This is a genomic window from Bacteroides sp. OF03-11BH, from assembly GCF_003604005.1.
Lineage (GTDB): Bacteria > Bacteroidota > Bacteroidia > Bacteroidales > Bacteroidaceae > Bacteroides > Bacteroides ovatus.
On record NZ_QTMW01000056.1, the window covers coordinates 1 to 16,465 of the forward strand.

At 41.5% G+C, this 16,465-nt stretch carries 15 protein-coding genes; 4 read left to right on the plus strand and 11 right to left on the minus strand.

Features of this window, described 5'->3' with window-relative positions; all coding sequences use genetic code 11:
* The first annotated feature begins 87 nt into the window (after positions 1-87).
* The gene (locus tag DXA54_RS24670) at positions 88-2,898 is read left to right on the plus strand and encodes an ATP-binding protein (protein ID WP_009039048.1); all 2,811 of its coding nucleotides are present in this window, start codon (positions 88-90) and stop codon (positions 2,896-2,898) included.
* 140 nt (positions 2,899-3,038) lie between these two features.
* Here DXA54_RS24670 and DXA54_RS24675 read toward each other — a convergent pair whose 3' ends face one another.
* The 11 genes from DXA54_RS24675 to DXA54_RS24725 form a co-directional block, all read right to left on the minus strand.
* Complete coding sequence (locus DXA54_RS24675; RefSeq protein ID WP_004312106.1) at positions 3,039-4,478, minus strand: NADH-quinone oxidoreductase subunit N; 1,440 nt, start codon at positions 4,476-4,478, stop codon at positions 3,039-3,041.
* Between the two features lie 37 nt (positions 4,479-4,515).
* Positions 4,516-6,000 (minus strand): NuoM family protein, encoded by a 1,485-nt coding sequence (locus DXA54_RS24680; protein ID WP_004305342.1) that lies wholly within the window; start codon positions 5,998-6,000, stop codon positions 4,516-4,518.
* 13 nt (positions 6,001-6,013) lie between these two features.
* The gene (gene nuoL / locus DXA54_RS24685; protein ID WP_004305340.1) at positions 6,014-7,903 is read right to left on the minus strand and encodes an NADH-quinone oxidoreductase subunit L; all 1,890 of its coding nucleotides are present in this window, start codon (positions 7,901-7,903) and stop codon (positions 6,014-6,016) included.
* Between the two features lie 55 nt (positions 7,904-7,958).
* On the minus strand, positions 7,959-8,267 hold the full coding sequence (gene nuoK / locus DXA54_RS24690; protein WP_004301460.1) for an NADH-quinone oxidoreductase subunit NuoK: 309 nt from the start codon (positions 8,265-8,267) through the stop codon (positions 7,959-7,961).
* Between the two features lie 32 nt (positions 8,268-8,299).
* Complete coding sequence (locus DXA54_RS24695; RefSeq protein WP_004301461.1) at positions 8,300-8,812, minus strand: NADH-quinone oxidoreductase subunit J; 513 nt, start codon at positions 8,810-8,812, stop codon at positions 8,300-8,302.
* 2 nt (positions 8,813-8,814) lie between these two features.
* Positions 8,815-9,303: a 4Fe-4S binding protein gene (locus DXA54_RS24700; RefSeq protein ID WP_004305338.1), complete on the minus strand. Its 489-nt coding sequence runs from the start codon at positions 9,301-9,303 to the stop codon at positions 8,815-8,817.
* A gap of 12 nt (positions 9,304-9,315) precedes the next feature.
* Positions 9,316-10,392, minus strand: a complete 1,077-nt coding sequence (nuoH, locus tag DXA54_RS24705; RefSeq protein ID WP_004301463.1) for an NADH-quinone oxidoreductase subunit NuoH — start codon at positions 10,390-10,392, stop codon at positions 9,316-9,318.
* 112 nt (positions 10,393-10,504) lie between these two features.
* On the minus strand, positions 10,505-12,097 hold the full coding sequence (locus DXA54_RS24710) for an NADH-quinone oxidoreductase subunit D (RefSeq protein ID WP_120080917.1): 1,593 nt from the start codon (positions 12,095-12,097) through the stop codon (positions 10,505-10,507).
* Positions 12,098-12,124: 27 nt separating this feature from the next.
* A complete protein-coding gene (locus DXA54_RS24715; protein ID WP_004301465.1) occupies positions 12,125-12,727 on the minus strand; it encodes an NADH-quinone oxidoreductase subunit B in 603 nt (200 codons plus the stop codon).
* Complete coding sequence (locus tag DXA54_RS24720; RefSeq protein WP_004301466.1) at positions 12,718-13,068, minus strand: NADH-quinone oxidoreductase subunit A; 351 nt, start codon at positions 13,066-13,068, stop codon at positions 12,718-12,720. Before DXA54_RS24720 ends, DXA54_RS24715 begins: the two co-directional genes overlap by 10 nt.
* A 118-nt stretch (positions 13,069-13,186) precedes the next feature.
* Positions 13,187-13,564 carry a hypothetical protein gene (locus DXA54_RS24725; protein ID WP_004320983.1) on the minus strand — a complete coding sequence of 126 codons (378 nt, stop codon included), beginning with the start codon at positions 13,562-13,564 and terminating at the stop codon, positions 13,187-13,189.
* A 262-nt stretch (positions 13,565-13,826) separates the two neighbouring features.
* Between DXA54_RS24725 and DXA54_RS24730 the strand changes: the two genes are divergently transcribed.
* The 3 genes from DXA54_RS24730 to DXA54_RS24740 all read left to right on the plus strand — a co-directional run bounded on the left by DXA54_RS24730 (position 13,827) and on the right by DXA54_RS24740 (position 16,456).
* On the plus strand, positions 13,827-15,431 hold the full coding sequence (locus DXA54_RS24730) for a DUF6377 domain-containing protein (RefSeq protein ID WP_032852939.1): 1,605 nt from the start codon (positions 13,827-13,829) through the stop codon (positions 15,429-15,431).
* Between the two features lie 192 nt (positions 15,432-15,623).
* Positions 15,624-16,148 carry an RNA polymerase sigma-70 factor gene (locus tag DXA54_RS24735; protein WP_004301470.1) on the plus strand — a complete coding sequence of 175 codons (525 nt, stop codon included), beginning with the start codon at positions 15,624-15,626 and terminating at the stop codon, positions 16,146-16,148.
* 77 nt (positions 16,149-16,225) lie between these two features.
* Complete coding sequence (locus DXA54_RS24740; protein WP_008650696.1) at positions 16,226-16,456, plus strand: hypothetical protein; 231 nt, start codon at positions 16,226-16,228, stop codon at positions 16,454-16,456.
* Positions 16,457-16,465: the final 9 nt, after the last annotated feature.

A 16,465-nucleotide genomic window follows, 5' to 3' on the forward strand; every position in this document is an offset into this window, starting at 1 on the left:
ACACTTACTTTATTTATCCAAATTTTGCCGTTTTTTTGCGAGTTCTTCGTATATTTGTCAACCTATTATTTTACAACGATACAAAATATGCAAACAGACAACGAGCGATACAAAAAAATGGCTTCTCTTGCACAAATCGGATGGTGGGAAGTAGATTTAACGGCAGGATGTTATTTATGTTCCGATTATCTTTCTGATCTTTTGGGATTGGACGGCGACACCATCTCTACTTCGGATTTTCTAAACCTGATACGTGAAGATTATCGCAAGCAGATTGCTCAGGAGTTCCGGGCAAATTCTTCTATCCATAAGGACTTTTACGAACAAACTTTCCCGATTCATTCAAAATATGGTGAGGTTTGGCTGCATACCCGTCTGGCTTTTCGTGAGAAGGGTACGGGTGTTGATGGAGGTGATAAGTCCTTCGGAATAATCCAGCGCGTTGAGGCTCCCAAGGAGGAAGATCAAAGGGATGCATTAAGGCGTGTGAATGATTTGCTTTGTCGTCAGAATTTTGTTTCGCAATCGTTGCTTCGTTTCCTACGTGATGAGGCAGTAGAATCTTGTATCGCAGATATTTTAAGAGATATTCTGAATCTTTATAATGGAAAAGGTCGTGTTTATATTTTTGAATACGATGAAATTTATGCCCATCATAGTTGTATCTACGAAGTTGTTTCTGAAGGAGTATCGGCAGAGATAGACAATCTGCAGGACATGCCTGCCAGTGAGTCAAAATGGTGGAGTGAACAGATATTATCGGGCAAGCCGATTATTTTAAATACACTGGAGCAGTTATTAGAAGAGGCTCCTGATGAATATCAGATTCTTGTAGTTCAGGGAATCAAATCGTTAATGGTGACTCCTTTGATGACAGGCGACCGCGTTTGGGGATATATGGGGATTGATTTGGTTGAGACCTACCATGACTGGAGTAATGAAGATTTTCAATGGTTCTCCTCATTGGGAAATATTATAAATATCTGTATCGAGTTGCGTAAAACTAAGGACAAGGTAATCCGTGAACAGACTTTCCTAAATAATCTGTTTCATTTTATGCCGATGGGATATATACGTATGTCCATTATCCGTGACGAGAATAATAAACCTTGCGATTATCGGGTGACGGATGCGAATGAGGTCAGTTCAACCTTTTTCGGGCTTCCTTTGGAGTCGTATATTGGTTCTTTGGCATCTGAAAAGCATCCTGACTATCTCCAAAAACTTAATTTTCTGGAAGAGATACTGGATAGTAATTCTTATAGGGAGAAAGATGAATATTTTCCAAGAACGGAACGGTATACGCATTGGGTTATTTATTCTCCCGGAAAAGATGAAATAGTCGGTTTGTTCCTCGATTCTACAGGATCGGTACAAGCTAACCGGGCATTGGACCGTAGCGAGAAGCTCTTTCAGAACATATTTGCTAATATTCCGGCAGGAGTAGAGATCTACGATAAGGATGGCTATTTGATAGACCTGAATAATAAGGATTTGGAGATATTCGGTGTAGTGAATAAGTCGGATGTGATCGGAGTTAACTTCTTTGATAATCCGAATGTGCCGCAGAACATACGTGATCGTGTACGGAATGAAGATTTAGTAGATTTCAGACTTAATTATTCTTTTGAGCAAGCAGGAGGATATTATGAGACAAGCCGTTCTAATGTGATAGAACTATATTCGAAGGTTAGTAAACTATATGATAATGAGGGCAACTTCAGCGGATATATTTTAATAAGCATTGACAATACGGAGCGTATTGATGCAATGAACCGTATTCGTGATTTTGAGAATTTCTTCTTAATGATATCCGATTATGCAAAAGTAGGATATGCTAAATTGAATCTCTTGAACCGCAAAGGTTATGCTATAAAACAGTGGTATAAGAATTTAGGTGAGGAGGAAGATATTCCTTTGAGTGAGGTGGTAGCAGTTTATAGCCAAATGCATCCCGAAGACCGTAAGCGTTTCCTTGATTTTTATGATGGAGTCAGAGACGGAAAAAGGAGGCATTTCCAAGGGGAGATGCGTATTCGTCGTCCCGGAACGAAGAACGAATGGAATTGGGTCAGCAGTAATGTGATGGTCACCAATTATAAACCGGAAGAAAATGAAATAGAAATCATCGGTATCAATTATGACATTACAGAATTGAAGGAGACTGAAGCCGAATTGATTCAGGCACGTGATAAAGCAGAGATGATGGATCGTTTGAAAAGTGCTTTCCTTGCCAATATGAGTCATGAAATCCGTACGCCGCTGAATGCCATTGTCGGTTTCTCCGATTTGCTGGTAGAAACTGAAGAGCTGGCAGAACGTCAGGAGTATATTAAGATTGTACGTGAGAATAATGAACTTTTGTTGCAATTAATTTCAGATATACTCGATTTGTCAAAGATTGAAGCGGGTACATTTGAGTTTACTAACGGAGATGTAGATGTAAATCTGTTATGTGAGGATATTGTCCGCTCTATGGGGATGAAAGCGAAAGAAGAGGTGGAACTGGTGTTTGATGATCATCTTCCGGTTTGTCATGTCATTAGTGACCGTAACCGTATACATCAGGTGATCTCTAACTTTGTTAACAATGCAATGAAGTTTACCTCTGAAGGTAGTATTCATGTGGGATATAAACTAAAAGATGGCGAATTGGAATTCTATGTTGAAGATACAGGCATCGGTATTGAAAAAGAGCAGTTGCCACATATCTTTGAGCGTTTTGTGAAGCTTAATTCTTTTGTACACGGTACAGGATTGGGACTTTCTATCTGTCAGAGCATCGTTGAACAATTAGGTGGGCGGATTGGCGTTGATTCTGAAAAAGGAAAAGGATCAAGGTTTTGGTTTACTATTCCCGGAGTGATCGTGACGGAAGAGATGAACTGTGCCCGGTAGAGTGGTAATAAGGCAGGTGAATATCTTCCTTCCTCATTAATAAAAGCGGCTTTTATATAGAAGAAACGGTCTTGGTTTTGATGTCGATTGATACTGACATGAAACCAAGACCGTTTCTTTGGTGAAAAGGTGTAGTCCGTTTAAATTCCGAACGACAGTTTATCGATAGATTGATATACGATACTTGCAATACCCAGTCCGATGATACCCAATGTGCAAAGTGCTAGTCCCCATTTTGTGCAACGATCGCTGCGGAAAGTAGGAATCGGGTTGTCGGAAGGAGTGATGTACATTGCTTTTACAATCAATAGATAGTAATACAACGAAATCACTGTATTTACCAATGCGATGAATACCAGCAAGTGGAAACCTGCATCGAAAGCAGCCATGAAGATAAAAAACTTAGAGAAGAATCCGGCAAACGGAGGGATGCCTGCCAATGAGAACAGAGACAGAGTCATCAAGAGAGCGATTTTAGGATTCGTTTTATAAAGTCCTGCGTAATCTTCGAGCGTGAATTTCTGACTGCGTAATGCCACGATAGTGATAACGGCAAATACTCCGAGGTTGGCGGCAGCGTACACTAATACATAATATACCAATGCCGTCATGCCTTGTGCTGTGCCTCCGATAACGCCTAACATAATATATCCCGCTTGCGAAATACTGGAGAACGCCATCAAACGTTTCAGGTTTTGCTGACGGACAGCAAATATATTTGCAATAGTGATAGAAGCGATGGTTACCCAATAAAGTACTTCCTGCCAGTCATTAATCATTGGAGCGAATACTTTGATAAGGACAGCCAATAAAACAAATGCTGCCGATCCTTTTGATATAACACTCAAATAAGCGGTAACTGTACTCGGAGCGCCTTCGTAAACGTCTGCTGTCCATAAGTGGAACGGAACCAGTGACAACTTGAATGCCATTCCTGTGAAGAAGAATATAAATGCCATGATCTGTAACGGATTTCCGTCGATATGGGCAGGGAGGTCATCGAAATAAAGAGTCCCGGCAGAACCATAGATCATGGACAGACCAAACAACAGCAATGCACTGGAGAAAAGAGCTGTCAGAATGTATTTGGCACCTGCTTCGGCAGAGTTGTGACGGTATTTATCGAAGGCAATCAATGCTGCCATCGGAATAGAAGCTGTTTCAAGACCGATGAAGAACATCAGGAAATGTCCGGCGGAAATCATGAGATACATACCAAACAAGGTAGAGAGTGTAAGCACATAGAATTCTCCTTGTTTGAATGAAGTGTCTTCTCTTTTCATCCACTCGTGCGCCATCAGGAAAACAATCAGTGTACCGACATTCAGGATCGATTTAACAACTGTGTGCATCGGTACATAGTGATACATACCACCGAATGCATCGGTAGCAGTTCCCGGAATCAAGTTGATAGCCGTATGGATAGCCATCAGAATAACGGGCAACATAGTGTTCAGGCGTGCTTTCCCACTATTTTTGTGTGCATCCGGACTCATGAAGAGGTCAGCTAGAAATAGCAGCAGTAAGACAGCTATGAGCGACAGCTCTTCTCGCATATTTAGAAATTGTGAATAATCCATCTTGTTTATTTATGAATTAAGAATTATGATTTATGAGTTAGGGGATTAGTTGTGAGACAACCGGTAATACGCTTTCACCAATCATGTGGCTAACCCAGAAAGGAGCCATACCTAGTCCGGCAACGCAAACGATGAGGCAGATAACGGCTACACGTTCGTCCCAAGTCGCATCAGTCAGTTCGAGATGATGTTTGTTGGTGCAGGTTCCGTATAGAATTTTACCTACCAGACGCAGAATGTAGACTGCAGTAATCACAATCGAAGAACAAGCGATGATAGTCAGTACACGGTGGAACTGGTCGTTGTTCTGGAAAGAGCCGACGAAAATAGTCATTTCAGCAATAAAACCACTTAATCCCGGCAGACCGAGGTTGGCAAGACCGGCAATTACATAACATACACTAAGGAACGGCATCACTTTCATTAAGCCGGCAAGCTCGCGAACGTCACGTGTGTGTGTACGTCCATAAATCATACCGATAAGAGCAAAGAATAAGGCTGTCATCAATCCGTGTGAAAGCATCTGAAGGATAGCTCCTGTTGCTGCTGTCTGATTCAGCATCAGAATAGCGAAAAGAACCAGTCCGCAGTGAGATACGGATGAATAAGCATTAATATATTTCAAGTCGGTCTGTACGCAAGCGGAGAATGCACCGTAAACTACAGAGATACCTGTCAATATCAGGAATATCCATGAAAGTTCGTTAGCAGCTTCCGGCATCAGATACATGGCGATACGGAAACATCCGTAACCTCCCAGTTTCATCAATACTCCGGCATGAAGCATAGATACGGCAGTCGGGGCGGAAGCGTGACCGTCAGGGCTCCATGTATGGAACGGGAAAAGGGCACCTAATACACCGAAACCAAGGAAAGTCAGCGGGAACCAGATGCATTGCTGTGCAAAAGGTATGTTGTGCAACTGTGCGATTTCAAGAAGATTCATGGTCGTTGCTCCCGAACCAAAATAGATTCCGAGAATACCGATCAGCAGGAAGGCAGAACCACCCATCAACATGAGGGTCAGCTTCATGGCTGCATATTCTTTACGTCCTGATCCCCATACACCAATCAACAGGTACATCGGTATCAATGCGATTTCGTAGAACATGAACATGGTGAATAAATCGACGGATATAAAGAATCCGAATACTCCCATAGACAATAGGGTGAACCAGAGGAAATATTCTTTTGTCAGCGGTTGCAGACGCCAGGAAGCGAATGTACCGGTGAACACAATGACAGCGGACAATAACAACATGGCTACCGAAATTCCGTCAACACCTACTGAATAGGATATGTGAAGCGGGGCATACCAAAGCGTATCTGCACGGAAAAGCATTTCTGCCGTGTTTCCGGCACTACGCTCTCCCAGATACAGGAATGTAAGTACGACGGAGGCAATCAGAAGTGCCGATGCGCCAGTAACCATAACCCCCCGGATGGCTTTGATTCCTCGTGCTGCCCAGAGTCCGGCCAGCATCAATAAGGGGATAAGTACGAATATTGATAAGAAATTCATATCGTTCTGTGCTTTATAAGATTAATAGTAGGATAAGTGCCAGTGCACCGCAAAGGAACACGTATGCATATTGTTGTACCTGACCGCTCTGCAAACCACGGATCTCGTCGCTTGTTGTGTTGGTTGCCCATGCCAGGAAATCAAAGAATCCATCCACTACATGACGGTCGAACCATGCGATAGGAGTAGAGATGCAGCGGAAGATAATCTTATGCGTGATAAACTGGTATATATCGTCAATATAGAAGCGGTTATAAGCAGCCTTGTGCAGACCTTTGAACTGTTTTTCCAATGAATCGGCAACTGGTTGTTTGGCATTCTTGTACATCCATGTAGCGATTGCAATCGAAATAATCGCAATGACAACGCTCGTAATAGCCACCGACGGATCGAGATGGATAGAATAAGATTCACCATTCGAACTGATGAAGTGTCCGAAAGGAATAAATCCGGCTCCACAAGTTACTACTGCCAGGAACATCAGCGGGAAAGTCATAGCCAGCGGACTTTCATGTGGTGTGTGGTGTGCGTGGAGTTCTTTGTTTTCCTTGCCCCAGAAAATACCGTAGTACAGACGGAACATATAGAAAGCAGTCATCGCAGCAATTACTGTCATTACCCATCCCATTACAGGGCTGTATTGGAAGCAAGCAGCCAGAATTTCATCTTTCGAGAAGAAGCCCGAGAACGGAGGAATACCGGCAATAGCAAGACAAGCAATCAGGAATGTCCAGTGAGTGATCGGCATATATTTGCGTAAACCTCCCATCGCGGACATTTCGTTAGAATGTACAGCATGAATGATACTACCTGCACCGAGGAAGAGCAATGCCTTAAACATAGCATGTGTGAAGAGGTGGAACATGGAAGCCATGTAGCCCAAACCTCCTTCGTGAGGATCCATGGAAGTACAAACACCCAGAGCTACCATCATGAAACCAATCTGTGAAATGGTAGAGAAAGCCAGTACGCGTTTAATATCTGATTGTACGCAAGCCACACTTGCTGCATAGAATGCGGTGAATGCACCTACCCAAGCAACCATGTGCAACGTATTCGGTGCATAGGCAATGAAAAGCGGGAACATACGTGCCACCAAATATACACCGGCAACGACCATTGTAGCCGCATGAATCAATGCACTGACCGGAGTAGGACCTTCCATTGCATCCGGCAACCAGATATGCAACGGGAACATGGCACTTTTACCGGCACCACCGACAAACATCAATCCGAGAGCCAACGGGAGCATAGAAGCTCCACCGCTTATCAAGGATACCGTGTCCGGGGTAAATCCGAATGTACCACCATAATATCCGTAAATCAGGATACCGATCAGGAAACCCAAATCAGCAAAGCGAGTAACAATAAACGCTTTCTTGGAAGCAGCGATGGCAGCCGGTTTTGTATAATAAAAACCGATTAGCAGGTAAGAACTTACCCCCACCAGTTCCCAGAAAAGGTACATCTGGAAGATGTTGGTTGCAACGACCAATCCCAGCATAGACATGGTAAACAGGGATAGGAAAGCGTAATAGCGTTGAAAACCGACTTCTCCTTTCATGTAACCGAAAGAGTAGATATGTACCATCAGTGACACGGTAGAGATAACAATCAACATCATTACTGATATAGGATCGAGCAGGATGCCCAAATCAAAGTGTAAGGTCTCTGTAAAAGGAAGCCACGTGAAGTTGTAAGGTATCAGTGTGGCGAATGTTCCGTCTTCCAGTCGTGGAGCCGAGAAATATTGGATAGCTGTAACGTAGGATAGTACCGCTACTGCTCCCAGTATCAGCGTGCCAATTGTGCCCGCTGTCCGGTGGGACATCCATTTACCTCCGATTCCCAGTATGAGAAAGGAGAAGAAAGGAAGAAGGAGTATTAGAATTGTTAGTTCCATACAGTTTTATTTTTATTACTTGATTTATTATTATTTGTTCTTGGTGAGAAACAAATCACCACTTCAGCTCGTCCAAGTTGCGCACTTGGATGCTTCGGAGATTACGATAAATGTTAATCATGATGGCAATGGCTACTGCAGTTTCCGCAGCCGAGATGGCGATGGAAAAGAGTGCAAAGAAATAGCCTTCCATTCCCTCCGGAAAGAGAAAACGGTTGAACACGGCAAAGTTGATGTCCGTGGCATTCAGCATTAACTCTACAGAAATCAGGATAGCCAGTGTGTTCCGGCGGGTAAAGAATCCATAGATTCCTGCAAACATCATGATGGTAGAAACTACCAGATAATATTCCATGTGTATCATATTCGAACTCTATTTTGATAGTTAATACTTGTTTATCTCTTACGTGCAATTATGATACCACCGATGATACAAGCCAGTAACAGGATGCTGACAGCTTCGAAAGGTAATATATAACCGTATTTGTCGCTACTAAGCAAAGCGTTCCCGATAGCATGAATGTTGATCTCGTGCGGGGCAAGATTAGCCGTCTGCATGAAATTATGTTTCAACGTGATAGTCAGGATAATTGCTAAACCGGCAATCATGGTAATGAGCCCGGCCAGGAGCTTACTTCGTTTTGCTTTCTCGGCGCGATCACCTTCTCCGCTAGTCAACAGGATGGAGAATACATAAAGAACGACGATACCACCGGCATAAACCATTATCTGAACAGAACCCAGGAAGGTGTAACCCAGCAAAAAATAGATGCCGGCCGTGCCGAAGAGCACGAAGAGCAGGTAGGTAGCCGAGCGTACGATACGTTGGGTAGTCACCGTCATGATGGACATTGCAATAATAAATGCTGCCAAAAAGTAGAATACTACTGTTTCAAGTGTTGATCCCATATCTAAACTTCTTTTTTCTTTTCTATTACTTTACTACCGTCATGATTTAATTTCAGGACAAGTTTCGTCCGGTCGAAGACTGCATGTTCGAAGTTCTGGTCGAACGTGATGGCATCGTGCGGACAAGCATTGACACAGAGCTGGCAGAACATACAGGCGCCCAAATCATATTCATAGGTTGCCAGGATTTTCTTTTTCTTTCCATCTTCTGTTTCGACGGTTTCGCTGGTCACTTTGATGGTATCGTTCGGACAAGCCATTTGACACAGTCCGCAAGCTACACAGCGATGTTCATTATTCTCATTGTGGGGCATATTCAGCGTACCACGGAAACGGTCGAACATTTTCAGCTCTTTCCGGTTTTCGGGATATTGCTCGGTCACTTTCTTACGGAAGTATACCTTGATGCTGGTTTTCATACCCGTTGCCAGTGTACTGATGCCGTGCACCAGACCACCTAAGTACGTATATTTTTTATCTTTATATTCCATAATTTTCATTTATCAAAAGTGGAAGCCGAAAGCTACGCAGCATGCCATTAATAATAGGTTTACCATAGAAATTGGAACCAGATATTTCCATTCCAGATTCAGAATCTGGTCGATACGTAAACGTGGGAACGTCCATTTGATCCACATCAGAAGGAACACCACGAAGAATGCCTTAGCGAAGAACCAGATAAAGCCCGGAATATAATCCATTACAGCGTTGAATCCATCCAGCCCGACGATGTGTAACGGCATCCAACCTCCCAGGAAGATAGTGGCGGCAACACTGGCCACGATAAACAGGTTCAAATATTCTGCCAGATAGAAGAAACCGAAACCCATACCGGAGTATTCAGTGTGGTATCCGGCAGTCAGCTCACTTTCCGCTTCGGGAAGGTCGAACGGTCCACGGTTACATTCTGCATTTCCCGCAATCAGATAGATGATGAAAGCTATTACCGCAGGGATATGTCCCTTGAAGATGAACCAGCCATCAGCTTGCCCTTCTACGATTTCAGAGAATTGCATGGTTCCCATCAGCACTACCATCGTCATAATACTCATACCAACCGAAAGTTCGTAACTGATAATCTGTGCACCGCTTCGCATGGCACCGATCAAAGAGAATTTGTTGTTACTACCCCAACCGGCCAGCAAGATACCGACCACTCCAATGCTGGAAGCTGCCAGCAGGAAGAACACGCCCACATTAAAGTCGAGAATCGCTGCACCTTTATTAAAAGGAATACAAGCGAAAGTCAGGAATGAGGCGATAATCACCATGAATGGAGCGAGATTGTAAAGGAAATGGTCGGCACCCTTCGGCATGAAGATTTCTTTGGTCATCATCTTGAGTACGTCGCAGACCACTTGAATAGAACCCCATTTACCAACGCGGTTCGGACCAAGACGACACTGGAAGAAACCGCAAACCTTACGCTCCATGTAGATCAATATGATAGCCAGGATGGCATACAGTGCTACGAGGCACACGCCGACAGCTACACATTCTATAAAGATGGCTAATCCCTCCGGCATAATGGAGAGTAGTAGCTCATGTATCCAGTTTGTTACTATACTAAAGTCGAACATATATTTTTTAATGATTAGGTTTTAAGTATTAAGTATTAATTCCATGCAGGAAATGACCTTTTATATTGTATAGTCGGTTAATACTTGATACCTGTTACTTAATACTTGTTTTTTATCTATCAATATCCGGAACGACATAATCAATTGTTCCGCCAATAGCAATTAAGTCGGCAATCTTCGTTCCCCGGCAGATGGTGTCGATTGCGGCAACAAGCGGCAATCCCGTAGCACGGTAGTGCAGGCGGTAGGGCATTTTGTCACCCTGGCTTTCAAGGAAGACACCAAATTCACCACGACTTCCTTCTACTGCAGCATAATAACTGCCTTCCGGAACACGGATGATAGGCTTCATCTTCTCCTGATAAGGTCCTTCGGGAATATTGTCTATTAATTGTTCGATGATGTTCAGACTTTCCATGATTTCATCCATACGTACCAGGTAACGGGCAAAGCAGTCACCCTCCGTATAAACAATTTCTTTGAAATCTACTTTGTCGTATACACCGTATGGCATCCGTTTACGTACGTCACACGCCCACCCTGAAGCACGGCCTGTACCTCCGGTACAACCGAAAGAGATGGCATCTTCGCGGCTTAACACACCGACGCCTTTCATACGGCTTTGTGCGATGATGTTACCCGTAAATATATCGTGATATTCGTGGATGATTCCCCTCATATAAGGAATGAACTCTTTTACTCGTTTGACGAAGTTAGGATGAAGGTCAGCCTGTACACCGCCAATGGTATTGTAGTTCATTATCAGACGTCCGCCACAAGTCTCTTCAAAGATGTCGAGAATCTTCTCACGGTCACGGAATCCATAGAAAAATGCCGTCAACGCTCCTAAATCCATGGCAAGACAAGAATAGAATAGCAAGTGAGAGTCGATACGTTGCAATTCATCCATAATAGTACGGATATACTTCACACGTTCGCTAACCTCAACGCCCATGGCTTTTTCAATACACATACACAGTGCATGGCGGTTCTGGTGTGCACCCAGATAGTCAAGACGGTCTGTCAAGGCCAATGTTTGAGGGTAGGTAAGGCTTTCATTCATTTTCTCGATGCCCCGGTGAATATAACCGCAGTTCGCATCAATCTTACGAATGATTTCACCTTCCAGAGAAACACGGAAACGCATTACACCATGAGTAGCAGGGTGTTGTGGACCGATGTTAACTACATACTCTTCTTCACCGAACAGTTTCGTCTCTTTGTTTTTGATGGTTCCGTCGGGGTTCAGTTCTATTTCTTGAGTCGTATCAAACGTCTCTTCATTGGTCATACACAATGGGTTATCCTTTCCCGGATCATTATCTTTGCGCATTGGATAACCTATCCAATCGTTACGCAGATAAAGTCGGCGCATGTCAGGATGACCTACGAAGGTGATACCATAAAAATCAAAAACTTCACGTTCATAGAAGTCGGCTATCTTCCAAATGTCGCTGACAGATGGAATTTCAGGTAGCTCGCGGTTGGTTGTCGCTGTTTTTAGTGCTATCCGTTCGCCTGTAATGGTCGATTCCAGATGGTAGACCACGCCTAAACCGCGGAGTTTTTCCGGAGTGTCTTTCTCATCGGCTACTCCCCAGTCCATACCGGTGAGGCTTTCGAGAAAGTCCATCTGTTTGTCATTTCGCAAGCGCAGCATCTCGTCGTGTAACGCTGCAGGAGCTATAAATTGTATTTCTTGCATAAATCCTTTAAATTACAGAATGTAGAATCATTCTTCATTTTTTAAATAATCCGGTTTCTTCTCTTTTCTGTTTACTCCACCAAAGAACTTCTCTATTTTCACTTTGCGTTGCAATTGCATCATGCCATAATAGAAAGCTTCAGGACGTGGCGGGCATCCGGGAATATATACATCTACCGGAAGAATCTTGTCCACTCCGTTTACCACGTGATAAGACTTTTTGAAAGGACCTCCGCTGACGGCGCATCCGCCTACGGCAACCACATACTTCGGATCGGGCATCTGGTCATAGAGTCGTTTCAGTACCGGAGCCATTTTATTGGTGATTGTTCCGCATACCATAATCATATCAGCCTGGCGCGGACTGGCACGTGCTACTTCAAACCCAAAGCGGGCCATGTCATAACGCGCGGCACCCAGTGCCATAAATTCGATACCGCAACAACTGGTTGCAAAGGTAAGCGGCCACAGTGAATTGCTGCGTCCCCAGTTGATAAAGTCGTCAAGTACTCCGAGGGCAACATTGGCTCCTCCTGCATTAAGTTCCTTGACCAACTTTTCCAATGATTCATTGTCGATAAACTCATCATACGGAATAGATTTTATTTTTGGCTTTTTGGTTATTTCCATTCCAAAGCTCCTTTCCTCCAGGCATAAGCAAGACCCAGAACTAAAATGATAAAGAAGAAGAGAACACTAATAAGTCCCTGTGGTCCCATGTCGTGCATAACTACTGCCCATGGGAACAGTAAAGCAGTTTCGACATCGAACATAAGAAATAGGATGGCAAACAGGTAGTAGCCTACGCGAAACTGCATCCATGATTTACCACGTGTCGGTATACCACATTCATAAGCCTCAAACTTTTGCAGATTGTATGAACGGGGAGAAATAGCACGCGAAAGAGCTACTACTACACCGACAAAAGCAAGCGCTGTCAGTAAAACAACAACTAAAAATGTAAAATTCATAATTCAATAGCTGTTTAGATTGAATATTATATAGAAATAAACAATTAGTCTATTCGCCCTGTGGAGAATAAAACCAACTGTAATAAATGACGAGTAAAAGAGTCTACTGTACTGTAGACTAAATGACTATCTTTCTTAACCCATATATATAATAGGAGATAGGATCATAATAGCACGTTGGGGGATGAGAAGATGAAGAGTGGTACGGTCTTTGAGAATTGTGATGTTCTCCGGAAAAAGCAACTGGCAACAGTACGCTTTTATTTGTCGGGACATGCGTGACGTCCGTATGACTCATATCACAAGATTGGGTAGCGTAAAGGTTGTAAAGACGTTCTAAAGCATTTTGTATCGGACAATCTTGCGACACGTAGCATTTCTCCTGCCGATAAGTCGGGGAGGAAACTTTGCACATATCTTCCATTGCTCCGTTAGTTGCACAATGGATAAGCAAAGCCAATACTAAAAGTAGTCCGAATTTTAAGTTTTGTTTCATCTTTCTCCTTTAACGGCTGCAAATATAGAACTAATATTTATACTTTTTGCAAAGTCCGAGTGGCAAAAAAGCTTTTTTTAACTCCGCTTCTTTACGATTCGTTTTTTAGTCAGTATGGTTTCACAAATCTCGTTTTAGAATAGGATAATCTCTATTATCTTTATTTGTTAAAAGATGCAATAAAAAGAATGATTTATGCTCTTTTTTGCGAATTACACAAATAAAATACATTTTTTTGCAGATTAAGAAAGAATATACTAATATGAAACGCACACTTTGGTTTTTATTTTTCCTTCTAAACTCCTTGTTTTATCTCTATGCAGATAGTGAGAATGATTCTTTGTTGAAGGTGTTGGACAAAGTGATTTCTGAACGTTTGATATATACCCAGAAAAAAGAAGCCACCATAAAAGAATTGAAGAAAAAGAAGGTTGGTCTTAATTCATTGGAGGATATATATAATTTAAATAAAGAAATTATCCACCAATATGAGACTTTTGTTTGTGACTCGGCGGAACAATATATTCATGAGAATATTGATATAGCAAAAATAATTGGTAATAAAGAATATCTTTTGGAAGAGCAGCTTCGGTTGGCTTTTGTCTATTCTTTATCAGGTTTGTTTATTCAAGCTAATGATATTTTTAAGTCGATTAGGTGTGCCGATTTACCCGATCATCTTAAAGCTTTGTATTGCTGGAATCGTATACGTTATTATGAAAATCTTATTAAATACACGGACGATGTACGATTCTCAAATGAGTATATAGCAGAAAAAGAAGCTTATCGAGATACTGTTATGAGTATTTTATTTGACCAGTCGGATGAATATAGAAAAGAAAAAGCTGTAAAGCTTCAAGATAAAGGGAGTACAAAAGAGGCTCTTCTGATTCTGAAAGAGATATATAATAAACAGGAACCGGCATCTCATGGATATGCTATGATGGCTATGGGACTTGCAAGGGCCTATCGGTTAACAGGGAATTATATACTGGAGGAAAAGTTTCTAATGCTGGCTGCTATGACAGATACAAAATTAGCCGTAAAAGAGAATGAGGCTTTGTTGACATTAGCAGTTAATTTATATCATAAGGGAGATATAGACAGAGCGTATAATTATATAAAAGTAGCGTTGGATGATGCTATCTTTTATAATTCCCGTTTTAAGAATACGGTCATTGCCCGTATCCATCCGATTATTGAAAATACATACTTGATCCGGTTGGAAAAACAAAAGCAGAACCTCCGTTTCTATATATTTCTGACTAGCTTGTTTGTGGTAGCTCTTGCTATCACCCTGTATTTTACATATAAACAAACAAAAATTGTATCCCGGGCTAAACGGCATCTTAAAGCTATGAATGAGGAACTGGTCGGGCTGAATAAGAATCTCGACGAAGCTAATCTGATTAAGGAAAAGTATGTGGGGTATTTCATGAATCAATGTGCCGTTTATATTAATAAACTCGATGAGTACAGGAAGAATGTGAACAGGAAAATCAAGACCGGACAGATTGATGATTTATATAAGTCATCCTCCCGACCTTTTGAAAAGGAACTTGAAGAACTATATCATAACTTTGATAAAGCGTTCCTTAAATTGTATCCTAACTTTGTGGAAAAGTTCAATTCTTTGTTGAAACCGGAGGAGCGTTATAAACTGGAAAAGGACCAACTGAATACAGAATTACGCATATTTGCATTGATTCGATTAGGAATTACCGATGTTGGACAGATTGCTGTATTTTTGCATTATTCTGTGCAGACAATCTATAATTATAAGAGTAAAGTGAAGAGAATGTCCACTCTTGATAGTAATATCTTTGAGGAGGAGGTAAAAAAGCTTGGTTCTTTGTCTCAAAAATGATTCTATCCGGTTTACCAAAACTAAAAAATGGTCTTATTATAAACTATTGACTATTAAGTGTATATGTAATAATTGATCTATAAAACGTTTACTTTCCCGCCTACTTCCATTAAGAAGTAGGCTTTTTTCATCTCTATATTTGCATCACAAGATTTTTGATAACTGAATACTAATCTAAAGAAACACACAACTATGAGTTTTTCAGAATTGTATCTTATTTATTATCCCAAACTAGTTCGGTTTGCAAAAGAATTTGTGATGTCGGAAGAGGATGCGGAGAACATAACACAAGATGTGTTTACAGACTTATGGGAAAAGAGAGAGTCAATGAATCATATTGAGAATATGAATGCTTATCTTTTCAGGCTTGTAAGAAACAAATGTTTGGATTATTTAAAGCATAAAGTATTCGAGCAAAAGTATGTCGAGAATGTGAAGGCTTCTTTTGAGATTGAGTTGAATCTGAAATTGCAATCTTTGGATCGTTTTGATGTATATGATATATCAGAAAGAAATCAGATGGAGAAACTGATACGGGATGCTATCAATAGTTTGCCTAAAAGATGTCGTGACATATTTTTGTTAAGCCGCATGGAAGGATTGAAGTATAGGGAAATATCCGAACGTTTGGGCATTTCGGTAAATACAGTGGAATGTCAGATGGGAATAGCACTAAAAAAGTTGAGAGCAAAACTCAATGTGACATTGGCTGCATAACTTTTTAATGAATTTATCGGTATTTTTTAGGGGTATTTATTGAGATAATCGTTCTTTGATAAAAAAGGACTGTGTATATGGAGAATTGTCTGAATAAATATTTTGCGGATGAATTTACTTCTGATGAAAAAACAGAGTTTCTCATAGAAGTGGAAAACAACGAAAGGCTGAAAGAAGAATTTATAGAAAATCAGAATTTGCTGGCACTCGTTGATTGGATATCTCCGGAATATGAAAATAATAAAGAAGTTGTCCAACATAAATTATATGAATTTATGTGTAGAATGGAGCAACATAAAGATAAATAGGTTTAGGAT

Bases quoted from the DNA above. Each gene is read 5' to 3' on its own strand.
- nuoK (WP_004301460.1), bottom strand. From the start codon at position 8,267: ATGATACACATGGAATATTATCTGGTAGTTTCTACCATCATGATGTTT.
- DXA54_RS24735 (WP_004301470.1), top strand. From the start codon at position 15,624: ATGAGTTTTTCAGAATTGTATCTTATTTATTATCCCAAACTAGTTCGG.
- DXA54_RS24675 (WP_004312106.1), bottom strand. From the start codon at position 4,478: ATGGATTATTCACAATTTCTAAATATGCGAGAAGAGCTGTCGCTCATA.
- DXA54_RS24695 (WP_004301461.1), bottom strand. From the start codon at position 8,812: ATGGGATCAACACTTGAAACAGTAGTATTCTACTTTTTGGCAGCATTT.
- nuoL (WP_004305340.1), bottom strand. From the start codon at position 7,903: ATGGAACTAACAATTCTAATACTCCTTCTTCCTTTCTTCTCCTTTCTC.
- DXA54_RS24730 (WP_032852939.1), top strand. From the start codon at position 13,827: ATGAAACGCACACTTTGGTTTTTATTTTTCCTTCTAAACTCCTTGTTT.
- DXA54_RS24720 (WP_004301466.1), bottom strand. From the start codon at position 13,068: ATGAATTTTACATTTTTAGTTGTTGTTTTACTGACAGCGCTTGCTTTT.
- DXA54_RS24725 (WP_004320983.1), bottom strand. From the start codon at position 13,564: ATGAAACAAAACTTAAAATTCGGACTACTTTTAGTATTGGCTTTGCTT.
- DXA54_RS24740 (WP_008650696.1), top strand. From the start codon at position 16,226: ATGGAGAATTGTCTGAATAAATATTTTGCGGATGAATTTACTTCTGAT.
- DXA54_RS24710 (WP_120080917.1), bottom strand. From the start codon at position 12,097: ATGCAAGAAATACAATTTATAGCTCCTGCAGCGTTACACGACGAGATG.
- DXA54_RS24715 (WP_004301465.1), bottom strand. From the start codon at position 12,727: ATGGAAATAACCAAAAAGCCAAAAATAAAATCTATTCCGTATGATGAG.
- nuoH (WP_004301463.1), bottom strand. From the start codon at position 10,392: ATGTTCGACTTTAGTATAGTAACAAACTGGATACATGAGCTACTACTC.
- DXA54_RS24670 (WP_009039048.1), top strand. From the start codon at position 88: ATGCAAACAGACAACGAGCGATACAAAAAAATGGCTTCTCTTGCACAA.
- DXA54_RS24680 (WP_004305342.1), bottom strand. From the start codon at position 6,000: ATGAATTTCTTATCAATATTCGTACTTATCCCCTTATTGATGCTGGCC.
- DXA54_RS24700 (WP_004305338.1), bottom strand. From the start codon at position 9,303: ATGGAATATAAAGATAAAAAATATACGTACTTAGGTGGTCTGGTGCAC.